Annotated in this window: 7 protein-coding genes; 2 read left to right on the plus strand and 5 right to left on the minus strand. The window is 47.5% G+C overall.

Going from position 1 to position 12199, the window contains the following annotated elements:
- Positions 1 to 276 precede the first annotated feature (276 nt).
- Both H8K26_RS17500 and H8K26_RS17505 read left to right on the plus strand, forming a co-directional pair.
- Positions 277 to 759, plus strand: a complete 483-nt coding sequence (locus H8K26_RS17500; protein WP_223827100.1) for an acyl-CoA thioesterase — start codon at positions 277 to 279, stop codon at positions 757 to 759.
- 356 nt (positions 760 to 1115) lie between these two features.
- On the plus strand, positions 1116 to 3200 hold the full coding sequence (locus H8K26_RS17505) for a sensor domain-containing diguanylate cyclase (RefSeq protein ID WP_190481333.1): 2085 nt from the start codon (positions 1116 to 1118) through the stop codon (positions 3198 to 3200).
- A gap of 258 nt (positions 3201 to 3458) precedes the next feature.
- Here H8K26_RS17505 and H8K26_RS17510 read toward each other — a convergent pair whose 3' ends face one another.
- From H8K26_RS17510 to H8K26_RS17530, 5 genes are all read right to left on the minus strand, one after another.
- Positions 3459 to 6371, minus strand: coding sequence for a hybrid sensor histidine kinase/response regulator (locus H8K26_RS17510; protein ID WP_190481335.1), 2913 nt, complete (start codon positions 6369 to 6371; stop codon positions 3459 to 3461).
- 238 nt (positions 6372 to 6609) lie between these two features.
- On the minus strand, positions 6610 to 8166 hold the full coding sequence (locus tag H8K26_RS17515; protein ID WP_190481337.1) for a hypothetical protein: 1557 nt from the start codon (positions 8164 to 8166) through the stop codon (positions 6610 to 6612).
- Between the two features lie 11 nt (positions 8167 to 8177).
- Positions 8178 to 9407 carry an ATP-grasp domain-containing protein gene (locus tag H8K26_RS17520; protein ID WP_190481339.1) on the minus strand — a complete coding sequence of 410 codons (1230 nt, stop codon included), beginning with the start codon at positions 9405 to 9407 and terminating at the stop codon, positions 8178 to 8180.
- 14 nt (positions 9408 to 9421) lie between these two features.
- On the minus strand, positions 9422 to 10894 hold the full coding sequence (locus tag H8K26_RS17525) for a pyridoxal phosphate-dependent decarboxylase family protein (RefSeq protein WP_223827101.1): 1473 nt from the start codon (positions 10892 to 10894) through the stop codon (positions 9422 to 9424).
- Positions 10895 to 11281: 387 nt separating this feature from the next.
- The gene (locus H8K26_RS17530; RefSeq protein WP_190481342.1) at positions 11282 to 12088 is read right to left on the minus strand and encodes a P-loop NTPase fold protein; all 807 of its coding nucleotides are present in this window, start codon (positions 12086 to 12088) and stop codon (positions 11282 to 11284) included.
- Positions 12089 to 12199: the final 111 nt, after the last annotated feature.

Raw genomic sequence — 12199 nt, forward strand, 5'->3', positions numbered from 1 at the left:
TGTTAAAGAACCGCGAATCCTAAAATTCTTTTCCACCTCACTCTTCCGAGTTTTGCTTCGCATCGTTGTGTGCGTCAGCAGCAGAGAAACGAGATTATGAAGTACTTCTCACTCACTGTCAACTCCCGTCGCCCTTTCGCTTCGCTTTTTCTTCTCAGCTTAAATAGTCAACTAACTGAGAACCATTGTTGATTCCAATTTCAAGCTTTAGATAAGACGCAATGACTTCCCGATCGCCAGTCCTAAAATCATTGGATAATCATTGCATTGAGAGCCATGACAGATGCAGTAAACTATACAACTTCTCCACGCAAGACGGAATACATGATGACTTGGGATTACCCGCAGCCTTACACACTAAAGCTGACGCCAGCAAGCAGCGACATCGATGGCCTCCAACACACAAACAACGCTGTATATGTTCAATGGTGTGAAGTGATCGGATGGGCGCATTCGGAGCAATTGGGTCTCAGTCTCAACAACTATCAAGAACTGAATCGGGCGATGGCGATACGCCATGCCGAATACGATTACTTATTACCTTCAGTCCTTGGTGACAAACTCATACTCGGCACCTGGATTGTTGCCAGCGACGGAAAGCTGAATATGGAAAGGCGTTTTCAATTAATCCGGGAAGCTGATCAGGCCATTATTATGCGCGGAAAATGGGACCTGGTTTGCATAGAAATCAGCACAGGAAAACCAAAAAGAATGCCACCGGAATTTTGCGATATTTATCTGCCTGCAATTGTGAAATAAGGCATTGCTCAGATTGATCAGCACCAACAGAAAACTTATCAAGTTCACATAAATTTACTTTTTACAAAAGTATTCTATGTAATCCTAACAGGCAATTATTAATAAAAATCACTATTTACGCTTGCTTTTGATCAAAACAAATTCTGACCGCAGTTGTTAGATTCAGTTTATAGATACAGAAATAACAGCTGGGCGAAATAGAGATTAATTTAAATAAGTTCGCCGAGTGATATCTTCGCCATCGCAACAAAAACAACAATAAATAACAGGGCTACTGAAAACACAGATGTAAATCAGAAACAGAGAAGCAACTGAATCGGCGTACATACAGCAACAAACATTTTTTAAGGTTCTTTATGTTGATTCACACACCGACAATGTTTTTGGTGATCGTAACAACGAGTTTTACGCTGGCATTGGCAATTGCCTGGATTTCGTATCGTAAAAATAATTCGCTGTTTAATCCGCTTTTCATGTGGTCACTGGCTCTGGCTCTCCATGGTGGTGCCTATTTGCTATTCAGCTTGCGAGGCTACATCAATGATGCGGTCTCGATCGTCGTCGGCAATTCATTTCTTTCCGCTGGCTTTGCCTTGTTTGGTGAAGCTATTTATCGATTTCATGATGAGCAACCAAACCGCTTAACTTTGTGGGCGCCGGTTGTATTTATCGCTATCAGCTTTAGCATATTGCTGGATAACCAACAAGCTCGCATGGTTATCAGCGCCCTGGTCTTTACTTTACAAAGTGCAGCCTTACTGGCATTCGCCATAAAAATGCGAAATAACACGATTGGACGAGGCCAATATATTATCGAAACAGGGCTAGTCTCAGTCATTGCAGCCATGATGTTGAGAGAGATCAGTTTTCTTCTGGGATCGACCAAATTAACATCGATCGCCGAATCCAATTCTATCCAGAGTTACACATTTATAACGGTGCTGGTCAGCCTGCTCCTACTCTCGATCGGATTTGTTCTCATGACGCACGAGCGAGCAGAAAAACGTGCATTGGATAATCAGGCATTCACAAAATTCAGCAATAAAATCCTTGATCTTCTTTCGCTTAACCGACCTCTCGACGATATTTTGAATGCGATCATCAATGGCATTGAACGGCTTCATCCGGAAATGTTATGCAGCATACTGTTACTTGATAAGCGCGGCAGATTCCTTAACCGCATCTTTGCTCCCAGCCTGCCAGAGTTTTACAACAGCGCTATCCAGGGCGTTGAGATAGGTTTGGGCGTTGGCTCTTGTGGTACCGCAGCATATACAAAACAACGGGTAATTGCAGAAAAAATTGCAACCCATCCTTACTGGGTCTCTTATAAAGAATTAGCCCTGCAAGCAGGGCTGGCATCATGCTGGTCGCAGCCAGTGCTATCCTCTAACCAGAAAGTGCTTGGAACATTTGCTATTTATCACCGCGATGAGCACGCCCCCGAGAGCAGCGATATTGAACTTATCGAAGCTGTTGCGAAACTAGCCAGTGTTGCCATCGAACGCAGTTCTTCCGTAGAGCAACTCAGAGAAAGTGAGAAACATTATCGTTTGCTGATCGAAACTGCGAACGAGGGTATTTGCGTTGTCAATGATGGTGTCTTGCGTTACGCCAATCCGAAACTCTGCGAATTGACCGGGTATGACGCAAATACACTGACAAACAAATCCATCATCGACCTCATCTATCACGAAGATCAGGCTATGGTGATAGAGAATCAGAAGAAATTACTCCTGACAACAGTCAACGATCTGAAATATGCTATCCGCATTTCGACCAGACACCGCGGCGTCCGCTGGTTTGAATTGAGCGGCGTCGCATTCGAGTGGCACGGTGACAATGCCAGTCTGAATTTTCTGACAGATATTCATGACCGCAAGCTCATGGATGAAAAAATTCAGCAGCTCGCTTATCTCGATGCATTAACTCAGCTACCTAACCGGCGCCTACTGATAGAACATCTGAAGCAAGCATTAGCACGGAATATTCGCAATGCGAGTTATAGCGCACTGCTGTTTTTAGATCTGGATAATTTCAAACCATTGAACGACAAACACGGTCACAACGTTGGCGATATGTTGCTGATTGAGGTCGCACGTCGCCTGCAATTGTGCGTGCGCCAGACCGATACCGTGGCTCGCTTTGGCGGTGACGAATTTGTCATACTGATTACCGACATGGACGCAGACGAATCAAGTGCACATACACAGACAGAAAGTATCGCAAAAAAAATTCTTTCTGCTGTGGCGGATCCTTATTTGCTACAGACTGACAACAATGGGACAACAATCACCGTCGAGCATCGATGCACAGCCAGTATCGGGGTCATCACCTTTAATAACGGCGATAGCAGCGGTGAGAAATTACTGGATCGGGCAGATGCCGCAATGTACCGGGCAAAACAGGAAGGTCGCAACACCATCCGTTTTTATCAATAAACAGTCAGCAAGTTTGACTGATTCAGAATTGTAGTTAGCGAAACGCGTCACTGCATGAGCCCGGGTTGAATAAACGTTCAGGCACAGGCCTTCTGTTGCAGACACAATAAAATTTGTGCCAATTCAGCGTGTGTGCAGCAATCACCATATCCGCATATTTTTCTGTCTCAATTGTCTCAGCAATTGCATTAATACGCGGCAAATCAAACCCGGCAACCTCCGTTCTTTCCTCCGGAACGTGTGTCGTTTTTCAGCTGATCACAGCTTACATTTATTAAGCACTTCAGCAATAACACTCATCAATTTTTCACCTCTCACCGGCTTGGATATGTAACCATCCATGCCCGCATTCAGGCATAACTCCTTATCCTCGCTCATGGCATTCGCAGTCATAGCAATAATCGGAATATGGCCGCCACTGACACGTTCCTTGTTTCGTATATTCACGGTCGCCTCAACCCCGCCCATGACAGGCATTTGCATATCCATTAAGATCAGATCAAATTTCCGGCGTTCAAGCAATTCCAACGCAAGCGCACCGTTGCCGCAGACTTGTATCTGATGCCCAGCCTTTTCCAGAATGACGGTAGCAATGCGTTGATTTATTTCATTATCTTCAACCAACAAAATACTCAGGCGGCTTTGCTGCAACTTATTTTCCGCAGACATTTCGACAGAAGATAAGGCGCGCACGTCATGATCAATAAATAATTGACCAACAGCCGCTTTCAACTCCATCATTGAAAACGGCTTATTCAGATAAGCTAAATTCATTGACTGGCAAAGATCAATATCCTGAGGCGTCAATGCAGATGTCAGCAACAATATTTTTGGTGCCTTTTTCAGGTGTGCCGTATTAGCAACCTCGTTGCATGCCTCGATCAGTTGAAAGCTGTTCTTATCGGGCATGTGTGCATCCAGCACCAGTAAATCAATTTCTCGCCCGGCATCAGTGAGTTTGACAAACTCATCCCAAAACACCTGACCATTGCAAGCCTGAATGACTTTCATCCCAGATTGACGCAAAGCATCTGCCATCAGATTCAAGTGGGTTTGATTATCATCCGCAACCAGTACCTGCAAATCTGGAAACAAGGTTGCGGGTGGCAGACGGCTGGCTTCGGGCGCTGATTGGAATGGCAAAGTAAAACTAAATTTACTGCCAATGCCGACTTTACTTTCAACGGATAAGGTTCCCCCCATCAGCTCGACCAAACGGGAAGAAATAGAAAGTCCCAAACCTGTTCCACCATATTTGCGGGTAATCGAATTATCCGCCTGCGAAAACAAATCAAAGATACTTCTGATTTTATCTTCAGCAATACCTATGCCGGTGTCGATAATATTGAAATACAAATCAGCCTGCCGCCGCTCGTACTGCGTATATCGCACCTGAACGGTAATCTCACCTTTCGTGGTGAATTTAATTGCGTTGCCCAGGATATTGAGTAAGATTTGTTTCAGCCTGCCAGCATCGCCGATCACAAACCGGCAGATATCTGGCTGAATATCCAGAATCAGTTCAACGCCTTTTTTTTCCGCCTGCAAACCAAGCGGTTTAATCACCTCGTCCAGCACCCGGAATAAATCGAAATTCAGACTTTCGAGATCAATCTTACCTGCGTCAATTTTCGACGAATCGAGAATGTCGTTAATCAGTACCAGCAAAGAATCTGCCGATGCTTTGATCATATTCACATATTCTCTTTGCTGCGGATTTAATTCCGTCTCCAGAACCAGCTCCGTCATACCAATCACGCCATTCATCGGCGTGCGGATCTCGTGCGACATTGAAGCAAGGAACAAGCTTTTGGCAACATTGGCCGCCTCAGCCAATTCCTTTGCTTTCATCAATTCTGCTTCGTGTTGCTTTTGCTCAGTAATATCCTGAACTATCCCCATCACTCTCATGGGCTGATGTTCATCCGGCTTATTCATTTTTCCGATCGCCAGTATCCATCTTTCTGCACCGTCTATCGGCCTGATGATTCTGTATTCCCGTCGGAAAGTACCGCTATTGAGCCGGACTTCGCGCATGGTCTTACGTTCATCTTCGAGGTCAGACGGATGAAGCAGCTTCAGCCAGGCATCATAGGTTTTATCTGTATCGGGAGAAAGACCAAATATTTCGTCCATATTTGGCGAGCTCTCGAAACGAAAAGTATTCAGATCAAAAGAGTAGCTGCCAATACGACCGACTTCTTGCGATTGCCGTAAAATTTCTTCCCGCTCTTCCAGCTTCAACTGTGCAGTATTTTTTTCATTAAACGCACGGAATAACATAAAAAACAGCAAAGCACTGATGAGGCTGAAGACACTCGCAATGATCAGGACATTTCTCTTTGTTACTTGATACGGTACCAAAATGCCAGCAACAGACTCGCCAGTGATAAAGATCATCTGATATTCAGGCAAGCGCTGGTAACCGTAGATACGCTCCACACCGTCTATCCTGGAGATAATCTGAAAATTCCCCTGAGAAGGAACCCGGTCATCTACAAAGCGACTGACGTCAATCATTATCCCTTTGTTCAGATCGATATCCGGTGAGCGAGCCAATACAAAGCCATTTTCTCTCGCTACTGTAATGGTGGCGTTGGAATTAACCTTTTCTGCAAATTTGGTGAACATATCGGGACTGACAGAAATCACGAGAACACCGTTGAACTGTCCGTCTTTAAAGATAGGCCGCGTAAACTGGATCGACCATTTTCCCGAAATTTTCCCCTTCAAGGGCTTGCTGATAAAAAAATGGTCTTTATGCGGGGCAAGCTGATGAACACGAAAATGTTCGCGCTCACTCAGATCAACACGCTCGGATGGCTTGGCCAGATTCGAAAACTGCATAATGCCATCTTTATCAATGACGGCGACCTGAAAAGAAATGTCGTGAATGATTTCTTGCCGGCGCTGAACCAGTTCGGCGAATTCCTTCCAATCGCCCCGCCACGCTCTGCGAAGATCCAGCAGCGTTTCGTTGAGACGCTTGATATTGGAGGAAGAGTATTCCGCAAAAATCTGCGCCTCCTCGGTGTTACGTATCTTTGCCTCGTTGAACACCGATTGATAACTACGATTCATTTCGTAAAAAGCGACAACCCACACCAATACCAACATCAGACTGAATAACAAAAAAAGTTGTAGCCGCAAACGCTTTTTTGCCATTTTCATGATGAGTGATGACCGTATGATATTGAGGTAAGAGTTATTGAAATGACGTCAGAAGGCGACGCTTAATGCAGATGAAATCTGTATAACTACGCGAATCAAAAAACTAAAAAAGAACTCAAAAAAAGAATAATGAGTACCTGATTACTGCCGCAGATTAGCATGAAATTTCTACCTGAAAATGGTGCTTAATCATTATTTACATTCCTGACGGCAACACATTCAGAATACAGATACGGGCCTAAGAATCAAGCAGCAAGCTGAGCTGGCGTGCTGCATCCAATACCGCCATCGCTTTGGCAATGATTTCGTCTGCTTTATTTCCGCCACTTCTAATATCCGTCACATCGCTCAATGCTGCCACGATAAGCCGCGCGCTCAGACACAGGCGCAAGGCACTGACAGGAATCTGTTGGCAAACGCCACAAGTCACAGGTTGTCCCACTTGCATACGCTTTTCATTTTGCAAGCGGCGGTACACCGACATCGTCTGGTCGCGACTCAGCGGCTCGCCGGAAGCGTGATGCAGTACAAACGGAAAAATCGTCGGCCATTGATCCCAGCCTGGCGTCGTCGCCAACACTTGTCTATCGGGCACAGGAACCGGTAACAACGTAAGGCCAGAATACGCATCAAAATACGTCAATACCGCACGCCGGAACGCTTGCACAAACTGATTGACTGCATCGTCAGGCAAGGCGCGAAATGCCCGCAATTCCGCCATCGCCGCCACCCAGCGCACCAGTAATCCGACATTCGCCTTCTTCTGCAAACCGTCCATTCCAGTCCAGGATGCAGGCCAGTCAGCGCGGCTGGAATAAGCATATAAACCTGCCGGTGCGTTTTGCTGCCTGTATCTGATTGCCGCTTCCGGCGGGAAAAATAAAGCACCGGAAAAACTGGGGCCAGAGATAAATTTTGAGCCCGTCACCGCAACTAAAAACTGCTGATCCAGATAAGCATTCAACGTGGCATTCGTCAGCCTGAATTGGCAGGCATCCACCAGCACCTCAAGCTGATCAGGAAATGTATTCCGCAACGCCAATGCACATTGCACAGACGGCCCTATCATGCCGGTCTTGGTCACATCGGCCAACACCAGCAACACACGCTTATTCTGACCACACGCTGTTGTGACCAGCGCCTCGATTTCTCTGTCAATATCTTCGGCGGCGCGTGGCTTTCCATCTGCCTCGCGCAAAGCAACATTGACTAATTCAGATACGCCAAACTGTCCCACTTGCTGCCCCGGACTAACAGGCTCACCCAGCGCCGCGCAATCGCTGAAATGCAAACCCTGCAACGCCGCAGGCACCGAGCTTCCGGTCTCGCCAGCCTCTACCATCACGATCATCGAAGGGCTTGAAGATGCCCCAGAAAATAGCTGCGATACGATTAAATGCAAATCGGTGCCAGAGGCTGCAAACGCAACATCCACCGCATCACCGGTCTGACACAACTGCTTTAATTCCTGACGCAGGCTCTGCATTTCCTGCTCATACAAGGAATACAGCGAATACTCCTTTTTGTCGCGATACGCTTCTACGATCTGCTGATAGACGCTATTTGCCGCCGCAAAACCGCGTTGAGAAATAGTCGATGCGGTTGCTGAGCCAAATGCAAATGAGCTGTCTTGCGTACTTTGCGGCTCCACAGTACAGCCATATTTATTCACACCGTATGTGTCCAGCGTAATACGCGAATCACCGCCATCAACCAACAATTGCGCCAGCGATGGAATACTCGTGCCAGACGTGAATGCTGGTTTCAGAGCAGATAAAATAGCGTCGTTGCTCATGCGCCTCCTGCTTACTGCGCGCGCAATGTTGAAGCGGATGCGCGTTTGATTAACAAGTCTCTGAATGCCGCAAACAATTTTTTCATCGTCGCCTGTTTATAGGGGAACATCTCCACTGGGTCCATGGCGTGCACGATCATGTCGCTATCGACTTCAAATATGAGTAGCTTGCCATCCGGCGTTTCACCACAGTCGATGCCGACATAATCCAAGCCTAATTTGTCGTAGATTTCTTGCAGCGCCAGCGTGTGACGTGGCACAAATTCCGTATCGAAACTCGCCATAAAGCGCTGCTCTTCCGCGCGCTTTTCAGCGCTTTCCGCCATGCCGGCATTCAGATAATGAATCATCCAATGCTGCGAAATGCCCATGTGCGCAATATACGGTTTGCCATCAATCAGCATGACGCGGTATTTTCTGAACTGACCATCGGCGCTGCGATAGTCAACAAAGCGGGCGATGTAAAACTCGTCGCTCTGAATTTCCTGCAGATAGGCAGCGATTTCTGTTGGCGACACCAGCTTCTCAAGACCATGCCCCGCATGTGAATCGAGCGGTCGCACGATGATGGGAAAATCATCGCCGGGCAATAAATCACTGATGGCTAACTCGCCTCGCCCGAGTTGTTCCAGCATCTGACGGGTAATGCGGCGTGACATCGGCATTTCAACGCCTCGCGCCGATTGCAGTTGCAGATAAGCGCGGTCACGCCCCAGATGGGCGATGCGTTCCGGCGCATTGATCACTGGCCGCGGCCATTGCGAGACGATTTCCTGTAAATCGAGCAGCAGCGTATGTTTAGCATCGGCCTCGCCAATCGCCACAAACATCACATCATGTTCAGGCAATTGATCCAGCGCGGGAATGCCCTGCCCCACGTAAAGCAAATCGAGATCGATGTCCGAATCTTCAACCAAAAAATCGACCGGCGTATTCGCCATCAGATCGCCATCGGTCAGCAGCGCCAGCAATTTAATTTTCGCCGGATGTGCTGCCGGCACAGAATACAAAGGCTGCTTTTTTAATGCTTCCATTTGTGTGCTCGCTGCCAATTCAGCATGGCCGAGCAAAAGCAGCACCGTCGATAAATCCAGCATCGCATTCGCGTCATCGGGATACTGCTGCGCCCGCGCAATCAAGGCATTGGCCAAGGGTTTTAAATCTTCGCCTGCAAAAGCCCGCCGCATCAAAGGTGCGAGGCCGATATAGGTACTGTACTGAGATTCGTGAAGAGTAGTCATATCTGAAACCAGGTTTATTGTGCGGATTGCACCAGCAGGTCACCCTGCGCGATAGTGGCATTGATGAGTGCATCAATATTTTCGGCTCGGGTGCGATGATTCACAATCGCCGCACGTATCGCCAGTTGCCCACGAATGAATGTCGTTGATGGCGCACAGATGCCGCCCTCATGCAAAGCGACGACAATGTCTGCATTTAAGGCATCCAGATCTGCAATACGCTCACTGCGGTAACGAAAACACACGATATTTAAATTCACAGGCGCGAGTAATTCCAGCTTAGGATTTTCCTCCACCTGTTGCTTCAGGTATTGCGCCAGTTCGCAGGTGTGCGCAATCATTTGTCCCAGACGTTCAGTGCCATACACCTGCAAAGTGAACCACGTCTTTAAAGCGCGGAAGCCACGCGACAAATCCGGCCCGAAATCACAAGGCCAGGGCGAACCGCCTGCCAGCCCTCTGGTTTCCCGCCGCAAATAACCGACCGGTGCGGAAAAGGTCGCCAAATGCGCCTCGCGGTTTCTCACCAGAATAAAGCCAGCGTCGTAAGGCACCTGCATCCACTTATGAAAATCAAATGCCACCGAATCTGCGCGTTCTATACCCGCCAGCCGTGGTGCCAGTTCAGGTGATAACATCGCCAGCGCACCGAATGCGCCATCAATGTGAAACCAGATTTTTTCTTGTGCCGCGATCTCGGCAAGCGTAGTCAGATCATCTATCGCGCCAACATCCACCGAGCCAGCGGTGCCTGCGATAAAAAATGGCGTCAGCCCGGCAGCGCGATCCGCTGCGATCGCCTCGCGCAATAAAGCGGTATCCATTTCAAATTGGCTGGTCATCGGAATCATGCGCAAGGCATCCCTGCCTATGCCGGCAATATCCATCGCCTGCGCGATGCAACCATGCGCCCCCGCCGAGGTGTAGGCGACCAGACGCTGCTCGTATGAAGCCAGACCTGTTTTCCGCACCTCCGTTCCCAACGCCACCGAACGTGCCACCAGCACCGCGATGAAATTCGCCATCGACGTGCCCGTCACAAACAAGCCACTCGCGCTTTCAGGGAAACCAAACAAGGTACTGACCCAGCGGCTGACCTGACGCTCCACGTCAATCGGAATATGATCCCGTCCACCCAGATTCGCGTTCAGCCCGGCTGCCAGCATCTCCGCCAGCGTGCCGACAGGATTACCGCCGCCCTGCACCCAGCCCATGAAACCGGGATGACTATTGCCCACTGAGTACGGCAGAATATCCTGCATAAACTGCTGATGCACCGCCGCTAAATCGCCCTCGCCCTGCGGCAAACCCTGCTGAAATTTCGCCCGCACCTCTTCAGGAATTGGCTGCCACACAGGCCGCTCGCGAATATGCTCTGCGTAATCCAGAATATCGTCCAGCATGCGATGCCCCTGGGCACGCAGCGCGCTCCAGTCGGCTGGGTCCAGCGTCGCTGAATCCAGTGTAGGTAAAGTTGGTGTTGCCATAATCCGCTCATCAATAGATTGTCGTATAGACGCATTATCTCTGAGACTCGCCGGATTTAAGCCAGAAACAAGCGATCTTTTGCGGTCTTTATTCAAATCACGGCAAATTCCCGCCGAATCCATTCGCCACACACGAGCAACTTGCGCCGCCACATCAGCCAGGCACCGACGCCAGACACACCACGCACCACCTCAGATTGCCTATTTTTGCCTGTCAATGAGAAAAATATACTGGGGGGAGTATTTTTAAACGCCCCTATTTTCTGCTGAGAATAAGGCGTTTTCGGCACATACTCCCCGATTTTTGCAAAAAATAGCGGTTTTTGATGGACTGAAAGATAGAAAGTAATCGAGAAACGCTAGAGTGCCCGATCATTTTTCACTTAATTAAATCCCCCCTGAAAATCTGACAATATCTACGTACTTGTTAATGTTTTGCTTCCATATGCTCTCACTACCAGTAGTAGCGCCGTGGAATAAGCATCGTCTTAAATTTTTGGGAAAATCATCGCTTCTAATATTATTCAAGCCCAAAGCCTCTTCGGTCAGTTTATCTTTAGCCTCTAAAAAAATAGTCGCGATTTCAGGAATAGGAACATATTTTTTTGCTGGATAAAATCCCCCACCCAGTTGAGAGTCATACGTCTCAATGTTAAAACCACCGATTGCGGGATTAAGTTTTAGCGTCTGAAAACCCGTTCTATCCGATAGATTTCCGTATTCAGTAACCGAGTTGAAAATTGTTGATGACCTGTGATAAAGCATTGCAAGAAATAACAATAAATGAATGTTTATCTGGTTGTGCTGTAAATAAATGAATGCCGATTCAATAATTTTTATTATTTGAATTTGATCCCTCAATCCGCATTCGAAATAGTCAGAATAATGCTTAAATAACAAAGGGAGACTATCGTTGGTATCAGTTGACAAATTTTGTGAATTTAACCCTGTATACAACAAGCTACTTTCCGGGCATTGAATACTGCTAAAGAGATACCTTGCAAAGGCAAAACGATCTGGCTCTGGCAAAGTATATTCAAGATCAAAAAACCGCTTCAAATATCTCGCACCATCAAACCCCGCACCGTAGACAGCTTTGACCGATTCTGAAAGTTGATCAATATTAGTAGCAACTACAAAATATATGCCTTTGACACCAAATAGATGTTTTATACCCTCTGACCTGCTCCCCAAAATTAGTACGATAAAGATGTAGAGTCTGCCTAACGGAGGCAGGCATGAAAAAACGATTTACGGAAACCCAAATCATCGGTGTCTTGAAGGAAGCTGAAGCTGGCAAGAAAG

Origin of the sequence: Cognatundibacterium aquatile (genome assembly GCF_014699135.1) — a bacterium.
GTDB classification, from domain to species: domain Bacteria; phylum Pseudomonadota; class Gammaproteobacteria; order Burkholderiales; family Burkholderiaceae_D; genus Undibacterium; species Undibacterium aquatile.

Coding starts and splice junctions, on each gene's coding strand:
- H8K26_RS17520 (WP_190481339.1), bottom strand. CDS start 9,407: ATGACTACTCTTCACGAATCTCAGTACAGTACCTATATCGGCCTCGCA.
- H8K26_RS17500 (WP_223827100.1), top strand. CDS start 277: ATGACAGATGCAGTAAACTATACAACTTCTCCACGCAAGACGGAATAC.
- H8K26_RS17525 (WP_223827101.1), bottom strand. CDS start 10,894: ATGGCAACACCAACTTTACCTACACTGGATTCAGCGACGCTGGACCCA.
- H8K26_RS17510 (WP_190481335.1), bottom strand. CDS start 6,371: ATGAAAATGGCAAAAAAGCGTTTGCGGCTACAACTTTTTTTGTTATTC.
- H8K26_RS17515 (WP_190481337.1), bottom strand. CDS start 8,166: ATGAGCAACGACGCTATTTTATCTGCTCTGAAACCAGCATTCACGTCT.
- H8K26_RS17505 (WP_190481333.1), top strand. CDS start 1,116: ATGTTGATTCACACACCGACAATGTTTTTGGTGATCGTAACAACGAGT.